This window comes from Pseudomonas sp. SR18 (assembly GCF_023701505.1).
In the GTDB taxonomy this organism is placed as follows: Bacteria; Pseudomonadota; Gammaproteobacteria; order Pseudomonadales; family Pseudomonadaceae; genus Aquipseudomonas; species Aquipseudomonas cyclaminis.
Genome location: NZ_JAMQAU010000029.1, coordinates 1 through 22,100 on the forward strand (window position 1 = coordinate 1; position 22,100 = coordinate 22,100).

Here is a 22,100-nt window from a genome sequence, read left to right on the forward strand (position 1 = left end):
TCGCCGTCAACGGCGACTTGCGGGTTGGTGTCGGCATAGCCGCTGACGTCCAGTTGATCGAGGGCCAGCACCGGCAGCGCGGCGGGGATCGGCAACTGCGTGAGCAGGTGTTGCTGGGTCAGCAGCAAGCCAATGCCGCTGTCTTCGATCATGTAGCTCAGGCGGTCTTGCGGGTATTCGGGGTCCAGCGGCACATAGGCGCCGCCGGCCTTGAGCACGGCGAGCAGGCCGATGACCATCTCCAGGCTGCGCTCGGTGGCAATGCCCACCAGTGCATCCGTGCCGACGCCCAGTTCCATCAGCTTGTGGGCGAGTTGGTTGGCGCGCTGGTTGAGCTGGCGATAGCTCAGTTGATGGTCGCCGAACACCAATGCCGGCGCATCGGGCGTGGCGGCCACTTGGGCTTCGATCAATTGCTGGACGCTGTGGTGGAGCGGGTAGTGGGTGGTGGTGGCGTTCCATGCGCTGACGATCTGCTGCTGCTCGGCGTGGTCCAGCATCGCCAGGTCGGCCAGCCGCTGTTGCGGGTCGGCAATGAGGCTTTGCAGCAAGTGCAGCCAGTGCCGTCCCAGGCGTTCAATCGTCGCCGCTCCAAACAATGCGGTGCTGTACTCGATGCTCGCGGTGATGTGCTGTGGCGCGTAGTCCACGTCCATCGACAGGTCGAACTTGGCCTCATGTTGCGCCACCGGCAGGAACGTCAGGCTCAACTCACCCAGCTTCAGCGCGCCGGTTTGTTCCTGGCTCACACGCCAGTTGAACAGGGTCTGGAACAGCGGATTGGCCTGTGTGCTGCGTTGCAGTTGCAGGTGCTCAATGATCAGTTCAATCGGGTAGTCGGCATGTTCCATGGCCGCCCGCGATTGCTGGCGCAACGCTTGGAGAAACTCGCCTGTGGTCAGGTCGTCGGTGAGTTGCGTGCGGTAGATCTGGCTGCTGACGAAGAACCCCACCAGGTCCTGGGTCTCGCTCTGATTGCGGCCTGCATTTGGCACGCCGACAGTGAAGTCCTGCTGGCCGCTGTAGCGGCTGAGCAGCAGTTGCCAAGTGCCCAGCAGCACGATAAACGGCGTCACCTCCTGTTGCTGGCAGAAGCCTTGCAACTGTTGGCTCAGGGCTGAGGGCACTGACAGCTGGAGATTGCCGGCGCGGTGCTGTTGTCCGGCATTGCGGGGGAACTCGGTAGGCAGGTCCAGCGTGGGAACCTCGCGTCCCAGGTAATCCGTCCAATACTCGGCGGCGCGCTGTTGTTCAGGCGTGTTCGGGTACTCCTCGCGCTGCCAGCGGGCGTAGTCGGCGTACTGGATGGCAGGTCGCGCCAACGGCGTCGTGTCGCCCTGGCAGGCGCGTTGGTAAGCCTGGATCAGGTCGTGCATCAGGATCGGGTTGGACCAGGCGTCCGAGGCGATGTGGTGCATGTTCAACAGCAGGATGTGGTCATCGCGCTCAAGTTTGATCAGGGTGGCGCGAATCAGCGGCGCACGCGCCAGGTCAAACGGCGCACCGGCCTCGGCGGCCAGGCGCTCAGTGACGGCGGCGGTACGGGCGTGTGGTGCCAGGCCGGACAGGTCCTCTTCGCGCAAGTGGATGCGGGCTTGCGGGTCGAGCACTTGTCGGGGTTCATCATCAACGGTGTGGAATGCGGTTTTCAGCACGTCGTGCCGGTCGATGACCTGTTGCAAGGCTGCGCCGAGCGCCGGTGTATCCAGCGGGCCGCGCAGGTGCAGTGCGTTGGGCAGGTTGTAGGCGCTGCTGTCGGGCGAGAGCTGTTGCAGGAACCACAGGCGTTGTTGGGCGAAGGACAGGGGAGTGGGGCCGCGATGGGGGGAAGCCTTGATGGAATTCTCTGAACCGACGTCGTCGGCCATCAACAAAGCCAGCAAGTCGTCGTCGGGGAGTTGATTCAGTGGGTTCATGTTTGGTCTCGTCGCCATCGGCTGCGTAAATATGCGTTGTCAGAAAGACGAAGCGTGGCCGACGAGATTTAGGTGTGACGTGGGACTTGGCGGGCAAGCGGCGAGCGGCAGGGCGCTCGCCGGAGGGTGAGGTCAGGCGAAAGCTTTTTCGGTGATGACGCGCCCGGCTTCCATGCGCACCAATTGGTCGGCGATATCGAAGTAACGATCATCGTGGGAGATCACGATGATGGTCTTGCCCAGGCGCTTGAGGTCCGGCAGCAGCTCTGTGTAGAACACGCGGCGGAAAGTCGGGTCCTGGTCGGCGGCCCATTCGTCGAAGACCAGCACTGGACGCTCGTCGAGCCAGGCGTTGATCAGCGCCAGGCGCTTGCGCTGCCCGGTGGAGAGGTCGGTGGTGGTGAACGCGCCATCGCGAATGCTGACCTTGTGCGCGATTTCCATGCGCTCCAGGTACTGGTTGGCGTCGTCCGGCAGGGCCTTGTCGCTTTGCACCAGTTCGTCGAACAGGTAGTAGTCGGCAAAAATGGTGGTGAACATTTGCCGGTAATCGTCCAGGCCGTGGGCGTCCACCGTTGTGCCGTTGAGGCGGATCTCACCTTGCTGCGGGGTATACAGGCCCAGCAGCAACTTGATCAGGGTGGTCTTGCCGCAGCCGTTTTCACCGACGATAAACAGGATTTCCCCAGGCTCGATGGTCAGGTTCACCGGGCCCAGCTTGAAGGGCGCGCTGCCTTCCACGGGCGGGAACGCGTACTGCACGTCGCGCAACTCCAGATGCTTCATGGGCGGCATGCGGCTCTCATCGGCGTCGAGCAGCAAGTGCGGTTCCGGCGACGAGAAGCGTTCGGACAGGTCGGCAATGCGGCGGAAGGCGATCTGTGCGCGGCTGATAATCGGCAGGTTGGCGATCAGGTTCTCCAGCGGGCCTTTCATGTAGAGCAGTACCAGGACAAAGCCGCTCATCATCGCCGGGTTGTTGCTGGGCCAGAACGATTGCAGGGTCAGCGCCAGGCCGATGACCACGAAGAACAGCATCGAACCCAGGCTTTTGGCGATCACGAAAATATTGATCGAGCGCACGTGGGTGTCGCAGATGTGGTCGGCGGTGGCCTGGATATTGCGGGTCAGCATGGCGTGGCGGCGCTTGCGGTGGATCCGCAGTTCCTTGGCGCCCTCGGCGATGGCCGAGTAGTGTTTTTGCAGGTTGTCTTCCGCTTCCCGCGCCGCGTAGAAGCCTTTGATGCCTTTGCTTTGCGCGATGAACTGGATGGCTGAGCCGATGCCGATGGCCAGCAGGGTCATGATGAAGATCGGCAGCGAGAGGCTCGCCAGGTAGCCCAGGCAGCCGAGGATAACGGTGATGGAAATGGCCAGCGGGGCAAAGGCGAAGGCGAAGTCGCTGATGGTGTCGACGTCGTGGGTCAGTACCGGAATAAGGCGATGGCTGCGGTAGCGTTCGATCTGTTCGATCGGTGCTGACAGTACCTTGGCGCCGAGGTCCTTGCGCAGCCTGGCAATGACTTTTTGCCCGACGAAGTTGCTGCCGATGTCGGCGGCAATGCTGCTGAGCAGGGCGAGCAGGCACAAGCCGGCGAAGGCCAGGACCACGGCGGTGGTGAGGCCGGACTCGCTGTGCAGGCCCTGGTTGACCGTGGCAAGCAGGGCCGTGACGCTCACGCCTCCGAGGATGCCGAACAGAATCGACAGGATGACGGTGTAGCGATACGGCTTGAGCAGGCTCAAGAGTTCACTGAGGGCGCTACGCGGTTTTGCGGTCATGAAACTACCTCGGTCGCGACGTGGCTACGTGCTAAGGGCGAGTGGAGACCCGGCGATCCATTTGATCGCTCGCGGGCTTTTGTAGGAGACGTTTCGACTGCGGCGCGATTTAGCCTTATTGCGTTGGGCGCGGGGCCTAAATTTGTCCTGCCGTCCCACGTTATAGCTTGATGCGGCCGCGTTCTTCGGTCGGCACCCGTAGGCCGGTACGCCGTTCCTCTCCCGTGGACGCTTTCATTTCGATGAGCTGGCGCGCCCGAGCATTAATAGTCCTCGCGGTTGTTGGTCGAGTGCGTTTGGAGGCGCGGTGAAAAATAAGCAGGTAAATGAGTCTGGTTTTCATTACCTGAACCGTCTTATTAACCAGAGGCGCTCAAAGACGCCACTATTTCTGCCAATCACACGCCTCACTGTTCAAGGATTGCTGTCGATGCCTTATTTCCTTTGGTTGTCTACGCCCAAGCATTACGCGCTGAAGAAATTGCCGCAGACCGTGCGTCTGATGATGCTGGGTGCCGCGCTGGCTGTGCCAGCTGCTGCCACATTGATGCCGAGCGCTGCATTTGCCCAGAGTGAAGCGGGCAAGGTTGCCTTCGCGATCCCGGCCGGTAAATTGTCGGATGCGCTGATGGCATTCGGCTCGGCTGCCGGCGTATCGATTTCCTACGATCCGGCGCTCGCCAGCCAGCGCTCCACCCCAGGGCTGAGAGGGCAGTTCGGCGTGGATGAAGGCCTGTCTCGACTGTTGTCGGGCAGTGGCTTGCAGGCCAGTCGCGAAGCGAACGGCAACTACATCGTGATGACGCCCACCAGCGGTTCTGCGCTGAACCTTGGGGCAACCACCATCAGTGCCGAGGGGCTTGGGGCGACGACCGAAAATACCGGTTCGTACACTACAGGGGCCACCAGCACGGCAACCAAGCTCCCATTGTCGTTGCGTGAAACGCCGCAGTCGGTCAGCGTGATTACCCGCCAGTTGATGGATGATCAGCATCTTTCGACGCTCAACGAAGTGATGGCTTTCACGCCCGGTATCAGCATCAATCACCGCGACAGTGAGCGTTACACGTTTTACTCCCGTGGTTTTGCGATCCAGAACTTCCAGTACGACGGCATTCCGTCACAGGTGGCCAACGAGTCGCAGCAATATGTAGGCTCAATCTCGGACATGGCCATCTATGACCGTGTCGAAGTCGTGCGCGGCGCTACCGGCCTGATGAGTGGTGCAGGCACTCCGTCTGCCACCATCAACCTGGTGCGCAAGCGTCCAACCAAGGACTTCCAGGCTTACGTTTCCGGAGAAGCGGGGGCGTGGGACCGCTACCGTTCCGAAGTCGACGTCGCTGGCCCGCTGACGGAAACCGGCAATGTGCGTGGACGTTTCGTGGCGGCTTATCAGAAGCAAAATTCGTTCATTGACTGGTACAGTCAGGAAAAGCGCGTTATGTACGGCGCGTTGGATATCGACTTGAACGACAGCACAACGCTGCGCACTAGCCTCGACTATCAGAATAACAATGCCGACGGCACCAGCTACGGGCATATCCCGCTATTTTTCAGCAACGGCAAGCAAACCAACTTCTCCCGTTCATTCAACCCGGCCTCGCGTTCGAGTTACATGGACAATACCAGCTACAACTTCACCGCCATGCTTGATCACAAGCTGGACAATGACTGGAGCCTGAAGACTGCTTACAGCCATCAATACTCCTACCGTAAAGGCCAGGGCGCATCGGCAAGTGGCGGCTACCCTGACCCAGTGACCGGTGAAGGCACGGGCGTATTTATTTACCGCCTGGACAGCTACCAGACCCAGGATACGCTCGATACTTATGCTTCCGGCCCGTTCAACCTTGGCGGTCGAGAACATGAGTTGGTGGTCGGTGCCAGCGCCTCGCGCACTCACCTGAACTTCCCTAACTACGCCAGTCACAATGATGACGGCGACTACGGTTCGGCGAACATTTTCAACTGGGACGGCCGTGAGTACGGCAATCGTGAGTATCAAAAGGATGGCGGCACCGTCACGACCTTGCAGCAGACCGGCATGTACGGTGCGCTGCGCCTGAAACCGTTCGATCCGCTGACCATCATTCTGGGGACCCGGCTCAGCTGGTGGAATCAGGAGGATGAGGTCAAGAATTATCTCGATGGCACCAAGGCGACCGACAAGACCAAAAAGACCGGGGTTGTCACGCCTTATGCCGGCATTGTTTATGAGTTGAACGACACCTATTCGGCGTACGCCAGCTACACCAGCATCTTCTTGCCGCAGACGTTCTACAAAACCGCCTCCGGCACCTCGCTGGCGCCGCTTGAAGGCGACAACTACGAGATCGGTCTCAAGGGTGAGTTCTTCGACGGTGCGCTGAACGCGAGCGTCGCGGTGTTTGAGATTAATCAGAAGAACACGCCGGAGCAGTCAGGCACGGATTCTTCGGGGCGCGCTGTGTACAAGGCCATCAGTGGTACCAACACCCGTGGCGTCGAGACCGAGATCTCGGGTGAAGTGGCCAGGGGCTGGAACGTGTTTGGTGGCTATACCTACCGTGAGTCCCACGACAAGGACGGCGGTCGGGTACAGACCAACCAGCCGATCAACCAGTTCAAGTTCGGCACTACTTATCGCTTGCCGGGTGAATGGAACAAGTTGACGGTTGGCGGCAACGTCACCTGGCAGAGTGAGATGTACGCTGCATCGCAAATCAATTATTCCGGCCCTTACTACAAGGCTACTCAGGATCCGTTCGCCGTAGTTGGCTTGTTGGCCAAATACCAAGTGGATGACCACCTGAGTGTGGGGCTGAACGTCAACAACCTGTTTGACCAGAAGTATTACGACGGCATGGGCACGTTCAACTCGGGCTCTTACGGCGAACCGCGCAACGCAATGATCAACGCCAAGTACGCCTTCTGATTCACTGACCCACCGGAAGCGGGCGCTCGCGCCAGCTTCCTCCAGACATAAAAAAACCGCCTGGCACATGCCAGGCGGTTTTTTTTATGCCGGTTTCAGCGTGCGTTATCAGAGATCACGCACCACCCTGAAACCGATCCAGTCCCCCCGCGTCTGCGGGTAGATGGTGTTGCGGTTGCCCGAGCGCGAAAACACGGGTGCTTCGCCCCAGTCATTGCCGCGAATCTGATAGGACTCGCAGTTCGGTTCCACCCAGGCGCTACCGTCAGTCGGGGCACCGATGTAGTTGGTGTGTTCGCAGTCCGCGACGCGCTCGTAGACGTTGCCGTGCATGTCGTACATGCCGAACGCGTTCGGCGGGTAGCTGCCCACGGGCGAGGAGTAGCTGTAGCCGTCTGCCGGTCCATAGGTGTTGGCGTGCTGGGCGATGCTGTAGCCCTTGCCTTCATCGAAGGGGAACGGGAACGGCCCGGTGGAGCCGGCGCGGGCGGCGTATTCACGTTGGGCTTCGCTGACCATGTGGTACTTCTGGCCGGTCTTTTTCGACAGCCAGGCGACGTAGGCTTTGATGTCGTCCATGTCCATGCACACTGCCGGCTGGCGCGGGCCTTGCGGGTAACGCGGCTTGCTGGCGATGCATTCGCGGCCGGGGCGCTCGTCGCCGTTGGCGATCTTCACACCGCTCTGGCGCACATAGCTGTCCCATTCACCGGCGGTGACATGGAAGCGGCTCATGGCGAACGGTTTGGCGAAGGTCACGTCATGCATCGGGCCTTCATCCGGCTCGCGGCCGACTTCATCTTCAGGCGTTCCCATGGTGAAGGTGCCGGCGGGCAGTACGACCATTTCCGGGCAGTCCTTGCAGTCCTTGAACACCTTGCCCGGTTGTGGCGCGGCGGCCTGGGCCAGGCCCGGCAGCATTGCGCTGCACAGGGCCATCAGCGCCAGGGCGCTCAAGGGTTTGGGTCGGAATGGAATCATGTGGGCATCTCGTTCAAAGGGAAAAGTAAGCGTCACACCCGCTGGCGCAGCAGGGTCATGAACCGCTGGATTTCGTCGGCGTTGTTAAGCAGACCGGGCGAGGTGCGGATCACGGGGCCGACATCACGCTCCACTGCATCGATCACCACGCGGTGTTTCATCATATGGGCCACCACCGCGTCGCTGTCCTGGCCCTTGACCCGGAAGAAGGTGAAGCCCGCGGACAGCTCGGTGCTGCGCGGGGTGACCAGTTCGACTTGGGGTTGTGCCAGCAACTGGTCTTTCAATTCGGTATTCAGCGCCTGGATGCGCGCCTGCACGTGCGCCTTGCCCAACTGCAAGTGCAGCTTGAAGGCCTCGTCCGCCGCCCAGCGATGCTCAAAGGCGTGGTAACCGCCCGGCGTCATGCTGGTGGCGAAATCCTTGTCCTCGGAGAAGGTCGGCACCATGGGTGTCACGTATTTGTTCTCGGGGTCGCGGGCGCACACCAGGCCGGTGCCGCGTGGGCCGAACATCCATTTATGGGTGCCGGCGATGAAGAAGTCGCAGTGCATGTCGGGAAAATCGAGGTTTTCCACGCCGAAGCCGTGCACGCCGTCCACCACATAGAGGAGGCGGTCCTGCTCGTCGCGGTCGCGGTTGTGCTCGTCCACCCACTTGCCGATTTCGCCGATGGGCAGCTTCACGCCGCTGCCGGACTGCACCCAGGTCATCCCCAGCACGCGGGTGTTGGGGCGGATGGCGCGCTGGATATTGCCCAGCACTTCGTCGGCGGACACTTGGTTGGCATTGTCGAACAGCGTGATGCGACGGACCTGGGTGCCTTGATTGAGGACGCGATAATCCAGCACGTTCTGGGTAGCGTAATGCTCGTGAACGGTGGTCAGGATTTCCTGGTCGGGCCGCACCTTGATCCCGCCATAAATCATCGCCAGCCCTTCGGAGGTGCTGCCAGTCAGGGCGATCTGCGGGGGTGTGGCCTTCAGGTAGTGACCGGCCCATTCGCGCACCTGGCCTTCGCGCTTCCAGGTTTCCTGCAGGTCCCAGTCCATGGCCAGCCCTGGGTTGCGGTCGATCTGCGCACGGTAGCGCTCGATGGCCTCGCGTACCGGCTTGGGGTGCGAGGCCACCAGGAAATTGGAGAAATGCAGGTAATCCGGGTCCTGGTTGAACAGTTGCTTGAATCCCGTCCATGGGTCTTGCGTGGGGGCTGCCTGTGCGTGAGGCAGGATGGCAGCGCCAAGCGGCAGGCTGGCGGCAAATACCCCGGCCTGCTTGAGGAACGTACGGCGGTCGGTCATGGACTGGCTTCCAGGTGGTTAGCGGTTGGCCAATGGCTTGGCGGATTTTTGTACCTGGTCCCACACCCGCAGGAAGTTGCCTCCCCACAGCTTGGCGATATCGGCTTCGGAGTAGCCGCGCTGGATCAGCTCGGCGGTGACGTTGCGGATTTCGCCCACGTTGTTCCAGCCGTCGATGCCGCCGCCGTCGTTGAAGTCCGAAGACAGGCCGACATGGTCGATACCGATCTTGCGCACGGTGTAGTCGATCGCGTTACCCAGGTCCTTGAGGGTTGCCTTGGGTTCTTCTTCGAGGATGCCGTACAGCGCGCTGGCGTACTCGCCGAACCGCTGCTCGGGCCAAGCCGCGATGATGGGGTCGCCGGGCATCAGTGCCATGGCCAGGTTGGGCAGGGGCGGCAGGTCGAAGCGGGCGCGCAGGGCGTTGAGCTTGTCCTGGGTCGGCTGGCTCAGCGGGCGCAGGTAGGCGGAGAAGGCCACGATCTGCACCACGCCGCCGCTGTGCTTGATCAGCTGCAACTCCTTGTCGCTGAGGTTGCGCGGAATATCCACCGATGCTCGCGGTGCCGAGTGAGAAGCCACCATCGGCGTACGGCTCAGCTGTGCCACCTGCTCCAGGGCCTTGGTGGACATCTGCGACACATCAATGATCACACCCAGGTCGTTGAGGCGATGCACGGCTTGCTTGCCAATGTCCGACAGGCCGTCCAGGGCATCCGGGCTGTCATTGAAAAACGGCAGCGGGCGCGAGGAGTCCGACCAGGCGTTATTGCCCACATAACTGAAGCCGAACATGCGCATGCCGCGCGCGGCCCACAGGTCCAGTTGGTTCAGGTCGTTGCCCAGAGGGTAGGCGTTGAGCATGCTCATAAAGATCGCAAACTTGCCCTCGCCATGCAGGCGCCGGAAGTCATCCGGGGTGTAGGCAATGGCGACCTGGTTGGGGAAGTCGCGCACCATGGCGCTGATGATCTTGTAGCGCACTTCCTGTTCATGGCGTGCCGCTTCTACAAACCCTTCGGTGGGCTTGTGTGGTGCGTTGGGGCCGTTCCAGATCTCTGGCCAGCCGAAGATGGTCAACGCGGCGCCGGACAAGCGGCCACGACTGGCCTTGACCAGGTCGAATTGATCACTGCCGTCCTTGTCCGCTTCCTTGCCGGCGGTGCCGAAATCCACCGGCACGGTGATATGGCTGTCGAATGACAGCAGGCGGTCCTGCATTTCATTGGCCTGCTTGATCACCTCCAGCGGGTAGCCGGCATTGCCCCTGACCCAGTGATCCCAGGCCAGCAAGCCAGCGCCGACCGCCAGGGCCAGGGGCAGGCCGATGTACAGCGCCTTTTTCGAACGTGATTTTGTCATTGCCATCTCAGTCAGTTGAGGCCTTCGCTATCAGGGAGGAACGAGCAATGCGCGGGGAAATTTAGGCGGGCGAGGCGGCAGCGGTAAATTTCCCCTGTCAGCAAACGTTCTAGCTCTGATCAAGCCGTTTCCTAAGGTAGACAATGACCATCTCTCGACGTGGGTTCATCGCAGGCCTCGCGCTCACCGGCGCCGCTGTGCCGGCCGCCTTCTATGCCCATCGCGAGTGGACGCGTGAAGAATTCCCCATCACCCCCGGCGAAGCCACGGTGGATCTGGCTGACACTGCCGGCCAACACTTGGCCAATACCTTGCGCGGTGTCTGGAGCCTGCGCCTGGAAGGCCGCGACGCGGGCCTCAAGGGCCTGCCGCTGCAAGGTCTGGAGCTGCTGCTCGACATCGCACCCCGTGGCCGAGGCCTGCGCGGCTACCTCGACACTGCTGCGAACCTGCGTGCCGAAGGCGAACCACGTTATCGCGTATTGGGCGATTTGCTGACGGGCGAGGGCGCCTTGCTCTACTGGCGCCTGATCGACCGCGACGCGGCCGATGGCCGGCCCGCCTATGAATTCAAGATGACCCTCGATGAAGTCTGGGCCGACTTCGGCAACGCCGGCAGCGGCACCCTCAGCGGGCAGATCCTCGACCTTGATCGCCCCTTGGCGCTGACTGAGCGCGACAACCGTTTTGTCGCCCACAAACAACTGTTTCCCGAAGCCCGCCAGCGCATCGGCCATAACCCGACGCTGCTCGCGTGGCTGATTGCCCCCGAACACCGCCTGTTCCACCAGTTGTGGCACGCTACGCGCGACCAATGGCACAAACTCTCCGAAGAAAAGCGCGACGCCCTGCGCGGCATCGGCTGGCAACCCGGGCCCCGTGGCCAGGAGCGCGATGCCCGTGGCAAACGCAAAGACCGCAACGGCTCGGGTATCGACTTCTTCTTCATGCACCGGCACATGCTCGGCACCGCCCGTGCCATGCAGGATTTGCCCTCGTGGCCCGCCTTCCCCGAGCCGCAACCGGCGCTGGAACGTGATCGCCTGGGCTTTGTGCGCTACTTCGACAACCACGATGGCTTCGCGCTGCCGCCCACCTGGTCAGCCCCGGACGACAGCGAATACACCCAGTGGGTCAGCGACATCAAGTCCGAAGAGACCTACCACAGCAACTTCCAGGTCTGGGAGTCCCAATACCGCGACCCACGTTACCTGGCCAAATTCACGCTTGGGCAGTTGGGCTCGCAAATGGAACTGGGCCTGCACGACTGGCTGCACATGCGCTGGGCCTCGGTGCCCCGCGACCCCTCCAACGGCGCGCCAGTACCCTTTGCCCGTGACCCAGCAGACTTTTCCGCACGCTGGTATGCCGCTGAAAACGACTTCCTTGGCGACCCTTTTTCCTCCCACGTAAACCCGGTGTTCTGGCACTTCCACGGCTGGATCGACGACCGCATCGAAGACTGGTTCCGCGCCCACGAGCGCTTCAATCCAGGCGAAGTCAGCCGGCTGGAGGTCAACGGCGTGGCTTGGTTCGCACCCGGCCGCTGGGTCGAAGTCGGCGACCCGTGGCTCGGCCCGGACACCCATGGCTGCAGCACCACACCGGGCTTGCAGATGGGCAAGTCGATGGAAATGGACCCGGAGACCATGAAGCTCGCGTTGAGGATTACATTTGGCGCTGATGACGATGCGCTCAAAGGCTTGTTCAAGCGGGTGCCGAAGCGGCCTTGGTATGCGCGGCATTTGAAGGTGAAGGCGCGGGAGGTGTGACTGCGCACGCGTAAATTTCAATTTTTACGATATTGACCAGCGGTGGCGGGCAGTACTCTGCACCTGCCGCCGCTTCCGCCTCGGTGTCTGCTTGACGGTACGGAAGTGTTTCCTCCTGATTGGGCGGTTTAACTGTTCCTCCTTGATTGCCTCTTACGTTATAAACACAGCGCCTATAACGGTAAGAGAGTGTCCGCTTTTTGTTATTTTAATAAAACCTCCTACAGTGATTGCCTACAAATAGTTTGAAGCTCTGACGGATCTTTCTTGTGTTCGTAGTTAAATATTAAACGTTGATTGCGAGAGGGCCGATCTGGGCAATTTGTGGGAAGTTTCCGCAAAGCGCCTCGGAAAGCTCTTGCCCGTGATTTGGGGGTGGTAAATATAAAAGGCAATACTTCATTCTAAGTAGAAGGAGTTTGCCGGCGGCCGGGTAGTGCGTTGGCTTTTCCAGTAAGGAATCCATTTTCTCTCTATGGATTTCGGTCTTTATTTTTTCAATGGCTAACTGCGCTGTTGAAAAGGCGACTTACGGATGGAGTTATGACTTTAAGCAGCTTTCAAAATGAAGTACCCAAAGCCAGGATCAATATCAAGCTTGACCTGCATACCGGTGGTGCGCAGAAGAAGATTGAACTGCCACTTAAACTGATGCTGATGGGTGACTACAGCAACGGCCAGGAGCAACGTCCGCTGTCAGAGCGAGGCAAGGTCAACATCAATAAAAACAACCTCGACAGCGTCTTGGCGGACTTCTCGCCCAGCCTGAAGCTCGCCGTTCCCGATACGTTGAGCGACGAGGCATCTGATACGTCTGTCGAACTGAACTTTCACTGTATGAAAGACTTTGAGCCCGAGCAAGTAGCGAGGCAGATTCCGCAACTACGGGCCTTGTTGGCTATGCGCAACCTGTTGCGCGATCTCAAATCCAACTTGCTGGATAACGTGACCTTTCGCCACGAGTTAGAGCGTATTCTCAAAGATGATGCGCTCAGTGACGAACTAAGGGCGGAGCTGGCTGCCTTGGCGCCTGTGGAAGATCGTTGATTTAATTCATGCTTTTTAAAGGGAAGTGCCGTTATGACTGTAGAAGGTTCCAGCGAACAATCGCGCAGCGCTACTGTGTTAACTGAAGCGTGCGGTGGTATTTACGGTGCGCTGTTTAGCAAGATCAATCTAAACCCGATAGTAACGATGGGTGGTATAGAAGCGTTTCAAAACGCCGACGCGCTGTCTGAGGTATCAGCCGATGAGCGGGTGACCGCAGCGGTCAGCGTGTTTTTAAAGTTGCTTAAACAATCACCGCAGAAAGTAGAGCGTCTGGATAGAGTCCTGCTGGACGAACACATCGCCTCCCTGGACATGCAGATCAGCCGTCAACTCGACGCAGTCATGCATCATCCGGATTTCCAACGTGTCGAGTCGACTTGGCGTGGCGTGAAGTCGCTGATTGATCAGACGGATTTCCGTCAGAACGTGCGCATCGAACTGTTGGATATCAGTAAGGATCACCTCGTGCAGGACTTCGAGGATGCGCCGGAAATCGCCCAGAGCGGCTTGTATCTGCACACCTATACCCAGGAGTACGACACTCCCGGCGGTGAGCCGATTGCAGCAGCTATCTCCAACTACGAGTTTGACCGAAGCCCTCAGGATATCGCCCTGCTGCGCAACATTTCGAAGGTGTCCGCCGCCGCGCACATGCCATTTGTGGGCGCGGTCGGCCCAGCCTTCTTCGGCAAAGAGTCCATGGAAGAAGTTGCCGCGATCAAGGACATCGGCAACTACTTTGACCGCGCTGAATACATCAAGTGGAAGGCGTTCCGCGACAGTGACGATGCACGTTACATCGGTCTGACCATGCCACGCGTCCTCGGGCGCTTGCCCTATGGCCCCGACACCATTCCAGTACGTAATTTCAACTACATCGAAAGCGTCAAGGGTCCGGATCACGGTAAATACCTGTGGACCAATGCCTCATTTGCCTTTGCGGCCAACATGGTCAAAAGCTTCATCACCAATGGCTGGTGCGTGCAGATTCGTGGGCCGCAATCGGGCGGCGCGGTGACGGAGCTGCCGATCCATCTGTACGACCTGGGCACCGGTAATCAGGTCAAGATTCCTTCCGAAGTCATGATCCCGGAAACCCGTGAGTTCGAATTCGCGAACCTCGGCTTCATTCCGCTCTCGTACTACAAGAACCGCGACTATGCATGTTTCTTTTCGGCCAATTCCGCGCAGAAACCGGCGCTGTACGACACGGCCGACGCCACCGCCAACAGTCGAATCAACGCACGCTTGCCTTACATCTTTCTGCTCTCACGCATCGCCCATTACCTGAAGCTGATCCAGCGCGAAAACATCGGTACTACCAAGGACCGACGTCTGCTGGAGCTTGAGCTGAACAAATGGATTGGCGGGCTGGTGACCGAAATGACAGACCCCGGCGATGACCTGCAGGCCTCGCATCCACTGCGCGATGCCAAGGTGACGGTCGAAGACATTGATGACAATCCGGGCTTCTTCCGCGTCAAGTTGTACGCCGTGCCGCACTTCCAGGTCGAGGGCATGGACGTGAACCTGTCGCTGGTTTCGCAGATGCCCAAGGCCAAGGCCTGATTCAATCGTAGGGAAACGATGCCATGAAGATCGATCGCCCTTTATGGGCCGCCGGAGCATTGCTGTCGCCGCAGCAATTTCAGCAGCAGACACGCTACGAGGCTTGGACCAATAACCAGCTCGCTCTACTGACCTGGGTACATCCCTGGGGCGTTCAGGCTGTGGAGTTCGACCTGGATGCGTTGCGACTGGGCAAGCTCAAGGCCGCTCTGTTGCAAGTGCGAATGCCGGATGGCACATGGGTCGACACCGAATGCATGGATCGGCTGCCTCCCGCGTTGGAACTGGCGGCGCTGCTCACCGACGAGGTTCAGGAAGTGACCGTGCTACTGGCGCTGCCATTGGAGCAAGCCAACGGCAACAACTGCGTGTTTGAAGGCAGCAGAGTCGATCGGCCCACTCGTTATCGTCAGGACTGGCGCCAGGTTCAGGATATCTACGCAGACGAGGCCCAGTCGATTGGTGTGCTGGAACACGCGCTGAGCCTGCGCCTTCACAGTGACGATAACCCGGATTACGTAACGTGTCCGGTCGCACGTCTGGTGCGAGACGGGAAAGGGGCCTGGAGCCTCGACCTCGGTTTCGTGCCGCCATTGCTCAGCTTCGCCGCGCATCCTGGGCTGGTGAATCAACTGGACAACCTGTTGACCCAGTTAGCCGCCAAGCGGCAACGGCTCATGGGCATGCGGCGCGAAAGCAATCAGCGCATGGCCGACTTTGCGGTGGCCGATGTCTCGCTGTTCTGGCTGCTTAATGCGCTGAACACCTATCAGCCGGTGCTGGCGGATCTGCGTGCATTTGCGGCGCGTCATCCAGAGCATGTCTATCAAGTGCTGATCAAGCTGGCGGGCGGCCTGCTGACGTTTTCACTGGAGCACGATGTCGATGAAATCCCGGCTTATCGACACGCGCATCTGGAGGCCGTATTCCCACCCTTGATGCACAGCATTTCCCTGCTGCTGGAGGCCAGCCTGCCGTCGCGGGTCGTTGCCTTGCTACTGGAGGCGCGTGGGGCCAATCGCTGGCAAGTCACGCTCAATGACCCGCGCCTGCGTGAACGCAACGGTGCCGACTTCTATTTGTCAGTGCGTTGTCGGCTACCGGCGGCGCAGTTGCAGGATCAGTTCCCGCGCTTGTGCAAGATCGGCACGCCCGACGCTGTCAACTACCTGGTCAATGCGGCGCTTGATGGGGTGCCGTTGCAGTCGCTCAGCCATGTGCCAGCGGCGATTCCATTACGCCTGGAAAATCAATATTTCGCCCTGGACCTCGGCCATCCCAGTGGGCAGGCAATGCTGGACGAAGGCGTTTGCGCGTTCTACGTCCCCAGCACATTGGCCGACGTCAAGCTTGAACTGTTCGCGGTGCTGCGCTCATGAAAGTGACGTCTTTGGAAGAGCACAATTCGGCTGCGGTGGATATCGATGCGCTGCTGCAGGACACCTATCTGTTGGTGGTTGAGTTGCGCCAGGGAGCCTCGGTGCAGAACAGTCGGGAGTTGGAGCAGCTTTGCACGGCGCAAGTGGAGCAGGTGCGCCAACAGCTCAAGCTGGCGGGCCTTGGTCAACGCAGCATTGATCACATCAGCCATGCGCAATGTGCGTTGCTCGACGAGACGGTGCTGACCTGCGCCAGCGATGATGCGCGGGCGTCGTGGGCCAGCGAACCGCTGCAGGCCAAGTTTTTCAACCGTCACCAGGCGGGTGAGTTTCTTTATGAAGACATACGCGAAGTGCTGCGCGGGCCGGCACCTGATCGGCATGTGCTGACCGCATTCCAGCGGGTATTGATGCTGGGTTTTCGCGGGCGCTACCGTGACCTGGACGATCCTGAACGTGAGCAATTGCGGGTTGCCCTTGACGCGCAGGTCACTCCGCGCAAGGTCAGGCAAACCCTCGTTACGCAAGCGGCCCGCGCAGGCGTGCCTGCGTGCCTGTCCTGGCTGCACTCACCGCTGATCCAGATCCTGGCGATGGGCTTGTTGCTTGCGGCTACGGGATGGGGTTTGGATCAGTTGTTGAGCGATGCGATGGCTTCGCTTATGCCTGGTCAGGGGTGAGCGGACGATGACCTTCAACCTGCATCGAATTCTTTACCTGTGGGCGGGCTTATTGGCCTTGGCTTTACTGGTCATCATTCCGCTTGAACTGTGGGTGCGAGCGCTCGGGGTGTTGATCGCGGTGTGTTGTGTCGCCTGGGTCTGGGTGTCGCAGAACCGCCGAGCCGAGCGCCTGTCAGGGGCGTTTAGGTTGGCGGATAACGTGGCATTGCCTGTGACGTCGTTTCGTCACCCAGTGGTACTGGTCTGCGGAGACAGCCTGAACAATCTGTTCGGTGAGATCCCGGCCGAGCACTTGGCCCTGCGTGTTACGGCCTTGGGTTGCTATGTGCGTGTACCGAACGTGGAGCAACTGCCGGCTGTCACCGACGCACTGTTGGCGCTGCGTCCAGAGTGGGCAGGGCAACTGGGTGTGATGTATATCGTCAATCCAGGCGTTCACAGCGACGGTGCAATCCTCGCGGGTAAGGTGCGCGGTTTCAGCGATCAGCTTGCCCTGGCTCGCAAGCGTGGGAGCGCACTGCCACTATTGCTCGCAAGCTACCTGCAAACCTTGCAGGGCGAGGAGCCATGGTTCTGTTGGGACAACGGCCATGCCGAAGTCCGCGTCCATGACGCCGGTGCATGTGTCAGTTCGGATGAATGGCAGCGGCAGACCTCCGACAGGCTCCTACAGGCTGCGCGGATGCACGCGAGCGTACAGCTCAACAGCATTGTGGCCTGGTTGCATGAAGCGGTGCGGCCACACCTCGTCGCTCGAAACTCGCGCAATTGCCTGGCAACGACGTGGGTGATCAAACTGGTGCCGTCGCTGCCTCAGGCGGTACCCGAAAACCTTTGGCAGCAATGGTTGCACAGTAGGGTGGCGCTGGCGGATAACCGGCAGGTCATGACGGATGTGCTGTTGCCATTTCCCGATCCGTTGCTCAACCTCCTTGCGCTGCGACCGCTACGCACCCCACTGCAACGCGCAAGCGTCGTTGCGCTCTGGTTGTTCACCGGCGCGCTCGTCATCGCTCTGGCCAGCTCGGCATGGCAGAACACCCTGTTGGCGCGCCAGATCAGTGATGACCTGCGGCGCTATTCGGCTATACCTGTGCCGACCCAGCGTAATCAGCGTGAGTTTCTTTGGCGTGAAAATGCGCTGGGCGTACTCCGGCAGCACGCCCAGCGCCTGGACGCTTACTACCGGCACGGCGTGCCCTTGGCCTTTGGCTTGGGCCTGTATCGCGGCGAGCAGTTGCGCGCACCGCTCCAGGCGGTGTTGGCTGCCCACAGTGAGCCGCCACCGGCTACAAAACCCGAGCGGAGCGCCAGTTCAGTACGGCTGGACAGCCTGTCATTGTTCGCTCCCGGCAGCGCCCAGCTCAAAGCCGGCTCGACCCACGTCCTGATCAAAGCGCTGGTCGATATCAAGGCTCAGCCAGGTTGGCTGATCGTTATCGCGGGACACACCGATGCCACCGGCGATTCCGAAAAAAACCTTCGACTTTCCCACGCCCGTGCCGCCGCCGTGCACGCCTGGATGCAGCGCATGGGGCGTATTCCTGCCAATTGCTTTGCGGTGCAGGGCTTCGGCGCCACTTATCCGATAGCGAGTAATGACACCGAGGCGGGGCGTGCCGCCAATCGCCGCGTCGATATCCGCCTGGTACCAGAGGCCGGGGCCTGCGAGCTCGCGACCCCTGGTCCGAACAGACAACCCCCTGTCGCATCCCGCGACGTTTAACTTCCTGAGAAAAGGAGCTTCACATGGCAATTCCCGTTTACCTCTGGCTGCAAGACGATGGTGGTGCCGAAATCAAAGGCTCGGTGAATGTCGATAAGCGTGTGGGCAGTATCGAGGTGGTCGCCCAGGATCACAGCCTGTACATCCCCACCGACAACAACACCGGAAAGCTGACCGGCGCGCGGGTTCATACCCCCTTTCTGTTCTCCAAGGAGATCGATGCGTCCAGCCCCTACCTCTACAAGGCCGTGACCACCGGGCAAACCCTCAAGAGTGCCGAGTTCAAGTGGTACCGCATCGACGATGCCGGGCAGGAAGTCGAGTACTTCATCACCAAGCTGGAGAACGTCAAGGTGGTGAAAGTCGCGCCGAAAATGCACGACGTCAAAGACCCGAGCAAAGAGAAACACAACCATCTGGAACAAATTGAGTTGCGCTACGAGAAGGTCACCTGGACCTACAAGGACGGCAACATCATCCACTCCGACTCCTGGAATGAACGCCAAAGCGCTTGATACGTATGGAGCAGCAGGCGCGCTTTCGCCTGCTGGCCCCGGTGTGCTGGGTTGAGCGCCTGCTCGCGGACGTTCAGCCAATCACATCGATTCCAGACGCCATTTCTTAATGAATCTTTGCACAAGGACGCAACCGTATGGCCCCCAACTCCACCCGCTTGCTTCGCCGTCTCAACCCCTACTGCGCCCAGGCATTGAGTGCAGCGGCTTCGTTGTGCCAGAACCGGGCACATGCGCAGATCAGCATTGAGCACTGGTTGCTCAAGTTGCTGGGGCAGGGCGAAGGTGACCTGACGGTGATCGCCCGTCGCTACGAGTGGAATCTGGAGGCGCTGTGGTACGGGTTGCTCGAACATATTGATCAGCTGCCGCGTAGTGTGCAGAGCAAACCGCAGTTGTCGCAGCCATTGCAGCAACTGATCCGTGATGCCTGGGTGCTGGCCTCGCTGGACGATAACAACGACAACCTTCGCTCAGTGCATCTTCTGAGCGCGCTGATGGAAACACCAGGCCTGTTGGCGTGTGAGTCCGCCTGGCCTTTGCTCAGCCTCAGCCACGTCCAGTTGCAGCGTCTCTCGGGACTGTTGGATCACACGTCCGAGGAGTGTCCGCAACTGCAAGCACCTGCCCAGTCGGGGAGTGCCGCCGACATCTGCGGCGAGCTCGCCACAGCTCCACCCCGTGTCAGCCAAGAGGGTTCATTGCAGGCAGTGCTGGACAGATTCACCCACGACCTCACTGCCCAGGCGGCGCAAGGCAAGATCGACCCGGTATTTGGCCGCGACGACGAAATTCGGCAGGTCATCGACATCCTAAGTCGTCGGCGCAAGAACAATCCCATTCTGGTGGGCGAGCCTGGTGTCGGCAAAACAGCACTGGTTGAAGGCCTGGCCTTGAGCATCGCCCAAGGCAGGGTGCCGGACAGCCTCAAGTCGATCAGTGTGCGCACCCTTGACCTGGGCTTGTTGCAAGCTGGGGCCGGGGTCAAGGGCGAATTCGAACAGCGCCTGAAAAACGTGATCGACGCCGTACAGCAATCCGAAAGACCTGTGCTGTTGTTTATCGACGAGGCCCATACCCTGATCGGCGCCGGCAACCAGGCCGGCGGGGCCGACGCAGCCAACCTGCTCAAGCCGGCTTTGGCCCGTGGCGAATTGCGCACCATCGCCGCGACCACCTGGAGCGAATACAAACAGTATTTTGAGCGCGACGCCGCCCTGGAACGGCGCTTCCAAAGGGTCAAGGTTGAGGAGCCGGATGACGCGAATGCTTGCCTGATGCTGCGAGGCCTGAAGGCGCGTTACGCCAACCATCACGGTGTGCACATCCAGGATACGGCGGTGCAGGCGGCTGTCAGTCTGTCGCGACGCTACCTGACCGGCCGGCAACTGCCCGACAAAGCGGTCGACCTGCTGGACACCGCCAGTGCCCGCGTGCGCATGAGCCTGGACTGCGAGCCGCAGGCGCTGGCCCACCTGGGCGCCCGGCAAGTGGCCCTGGAACTGGAGCGGCAAGCGCTGGAGCAGGATCAGCGCATGGGCGGCCAGGAGGCTGATGCGCGCCTGGCAGTGATCGCCGCACAACACGCCGAGCTGCAACGCCAGTACCTCGATCTGGAGCAGCAATACCGACAGGAACTCGACGTCACCCAACAGCTGATTGATGCACGTCAGGCCCAGCCACCGCAGCGTGAGACCTGCGAGCAACTACAGCAGCAGTTGAGCGAGATCCAGGGCAGCCAACCGCTGCTGTCGCTGGATGTGGACGCGCGCAGCGTTGCGCACGTGATTGCCGATTGGACTGGCGTGCCGCTGGGCATTCTGCTCAAGGACGAACAGGCCAACCTGCTGATGTTGGAACAGCGACTGGCAGAACGTGTGATCGGGCAGGCTTCGGCACTGAACGCCATGGCGCAGCGCCTGCGGGCGGCCAAAACCGGGCTCACCGATGACAAGGCGCCGCTGGGTGTGTTCCTGCTGGTCGGCACCAGCGGCGTGGGCAAGACCGAAACGGCCCTGGCCTTGGCCGATAGCCTGTTCGGTGGCGAAAAATCGCTGATCACCCTCAACTTTTCCGAGTACCAGGAAGCCCACACCGTCAGCCAGCTCAAAGGTTCGCCACCCGGCTACGTCGGTTATGGCCAAGGCGGGGTTTTAACCGAAGCGGTGCGGCAAAGGCCCTACAGCGTCGTGCTGCTCGACGAAGTGGAAAAGGCTCATCGCGACGTGCTCAATCTGTTTTATCAGGTCTTTGATCGCGGCTTCATGCGCGATGGCGAAGGCCGTGAGATCGACTTTCGCAACACCGTCATTCTCATGACCTCCAACCTCGGCAGCGAGCTGTTGCACCGCTGTGTGCAGGCGCAACCCGACGCACCGGACAGCATGCTGTACGAACGACTGCGGCCGATCCTGAGCGACCACTTCCAGCCGGCGCTGCTGGCGCGCTTCCAGACCCTCATCTATCGCCCGCTGCAAGCCGATGCGCTCAAGCGCATCGTCGCCATCAAGCTGGCCCAGGTTGCCAAACGCCTGCAACGCCACTACGGCCTGGAGTGCCGGAGCGACGACGCCCTGAACGACGCGCTGGTTGCCGCCTGCCTGCTGCCTGATTCGGGTGCACGCAATATCGACAGCCTGCTCAACGAGCAAATCCTGCCGGTACTCAGCCAGCAACTGTTGGAGCGTGGAGCAGCACAGCAACGCCCCCAGGGTGTGCGCTTCGGTTATAGCGCCGAAGACGGTATCAGCCTGCACTTCGACGATCTTCCAGGCACGGTTCAGGCCGTCGCCTCGCAGGTGTGAACATGCTGACTTTCTTTGACCACAGCCGCCACACCCTGAGCGTTCGCAACGTCAACGCCCACCTCGACGTCCTGGCCTTCAAAAGCCAGGAACGGCTAAGCGAACCGTTCGCCTACCACATCGAATTCACCAGCACCGAACGTGACCTCGCCGCCGAAACCCTGCTCGGCCAGCACGCCCGCTTCAGCCTGCACGCCCCGGCGCAAAAACTGCCCTTGCTGGGGCTGACGCCGCCCCCCATCAAGCCCCTGCGTACCCTGCGCGGCGTGGTCACCGGCTTCAGGCGCCAGTGCGGCTCCAACGACCAGGCCAGCTATGAAATCACCCTGCAGCCACGCCTGGC

The 22,100-nt window shown here is 60.5% G+C and carries 15 protein-coding genes; 10 read left to right on the forward strand and 5 right to left on the reverse strand.

The genetic code is table 11. The features are described from left to right. Positions 1-1,916, reverse strand: a 1,916-nt coding sequence (locus tag NDJ82_RS26970; RefSeq protein WP_250926634.1) for a condensation domain-containing protein, incomplete at its 3' end; no start/stop codon positions are given. Positions 1,917-2,048: 132 nt separating this feature from the next. Next, positions 2,049-3,698: a cyclic peptide export ABC transporter gene (locus NDJ82_RS26975; RefSeq protein WP_099584232.1), complete on the reverse strand. Its 1,650-nt coding sequence runs from the start codon at positions 3,696-3,698 to the stop codon at positions 2,049-2,051. 430 nt (positions 3,699-4,128) lie between these two features. Here NDJ82_RS26975 and NDJ82_RS26980 point away from each other — a divergent pair, with 430 nt between their 5' ends. After that, a complete protein-coding gene (locus NDJ82_RS26980; RefSeq protein ID WP_158879326.1) occupies positions 4,129-6,615 on the forward strand; it encodes a TonB-dependent siderophore receptor in 2,487 nt (828 codons plus the stop codon). A 108-nt stretch (positions 6,616-6,723) separates the two neighbouring features. Here the strand turns inward: NDJ82_RS26980 and pvdO are convergent, their stop codons facing one another. Genes pvdO through pvdM form a run of 3 tightly spaced genes read right to left on the reverse strand, consistent with a single transcriptional unit; the run spans position 6,724 to position 10,259 of the window. After that, complete coding sequence (gene pvdO / locus NDJ82_RS26985) at positions 6,724-7,596, reverse strand: dihydropyoverdine dehydrogenase (protein ID WP_112194877.1); 873 nt, start codon at positions 7,594-7,596, stop codon at positions 6,724-6,726. 32 nt (positions 7,597-7,628) lie between these two features. Next, a complete protein-coding gene (gene pvdN, locus NDJ82_RS26990; RefSeq protein ID WP_250926635.1) occupies positions 7,629-8,897 on the reverse strand; it encodes a pyoverdine-tailoring periplasmic protein PvdN in 1,269 nt (422 codons plus the stop codon). Positions 8,898-8,915: 18 nt separating this feature from the next. Next, on the reverse strand, positions 8,916-10,259 hold the full coding sequence (gene pvdM, locus NDJ82_RS26995) for a pyoverdine-tailoring dipeptidase-like protein PvdM (RefSeq protein ID WP_250926636.1): 1,344 nt from the start codon (positions 10,257-10,259) through the stop codon (positions 8,916-8,918). 143 nt (positions 10,260-10,402) lie between these two features. Here pvdM and pvdP point away from each other — a divergent pair, with 143 nt between their 5' ends. The 9 genes from pvdP to NDJ82_RS27040 all read left to right on the forward strand — a co-directional run. Beyond that, complete coding sequence (pvdP, locus tag NDJ82_RS27000) at positions 10,403-12,031, forward strand: pyoverdine maturation tyrosinase PvdP (RefSeq protein ID WP_250926637.1); 1,629 nt, start codon at positions 10,403-10,405, stop codon at positions 12,029-12,031. A 543-nt stretch (positions 12,032-12,574) separates the two neighbouring features. After that, positions 12,575-13,078 carry a type VI secretion system contractile sheath small subunit gene (tssB, locus tag NDJ82_RS27005; protein ID WP_158879330.1) on the forward strand — a complete coding sequence of 168 codons (504 nt, stop codon included), beginning with the start codon at positions 12,575-12,577 and terminating at the stop codon, positions 13,076-13,078. Positions 13,079-13,111: 33 nt separating this feature from the next. Then, on the forward strand, positions 13,112-14,650 hold the full coding sequence (tssC, locus tag NDJ82_RS27010; protein WP_099584238.1) for a type VI secretion system contractile sheath large subunit: 1,539 nt from the start codon (positions 13,112-13,114) through the stop codon (positions 14,648-14,650). 23 nt (positions 14,651-14,673) lie between these two features. Continuing rightward, positions 14,674-16,029: a type VI secretion system baseplate subunit TssK gene (tssK, locus tag NDJ82_RS27015; RefSeq protein ID WP_099584239.1), complete on the forward strand. Its 1,356-nt coding sequence runs from the start codon at positions 14,674-14,676 to the stop codon at positions 16,027-16,029. After that, positions 16,026-16,709 carry a type VI secretion system protein TssL, short form gene (tssL, locus tag NDJ82_RS27020; protein ID WP_250926638.1) on the forward strand — a complete coding sequence of 228 codons (684 nt, stop codon included), beginning with the start codon at positions 16,026-16,028 and terminating at the stop codon, positions 16,707-16,709. The genes tssK and tssL overlap by 4 nt, the downstream gene beginning before the upstream one ends. Before the next feature lie 7 nt (positions 16,710-16,716). Beyond that, the gene (locus tag NDJ82_RS27025) at positions 16,717-18,438 is read left to right on the forward strand and encodes an OmpA family protein (protein ID WP_250926639.1); all 1,722 of its coding nucleotides are present in this window, start codon (positions 16,717-16,719) and stop codon (positions 18,436-18,438) included. A gap of 23 nt (positions 18,439-18,461) precedes the next feature. Further along, a complete protein-coding gene (locus tag NDJ82_RS27030; RefSeq protein WP_112194891.1) occupies positions 18,462-18,953 on the forward strand; it encodes an Hcp family type VI secretion system effector in 492 nt (163 codons plus the stop codon). A gap of 137 nt (positions 18,954-19,090) precedes the next feature. Continuing rightward, entirely contained in the window at positions 19,091-21,757 is a 2,667-nt protein-coding gene (gene tssH / locus NDJ82_RS27035) for a type VI secretion system ATPase TssH (RefSeq protein WP_250926640.1), read from the forward strand. A gap of 2 nt (positions 21,758-21,759) precedes the next feature. Then, positions 21,760-22,100, forward strand: a 341-nt coding sequence (locus NDJ82_RS27040) for a contractile injection system protein, VgrG/Pvc8 family (RefSeq protein ID WP_250926641.1), incomplete at its 3' end; no start/stop codon positions are given.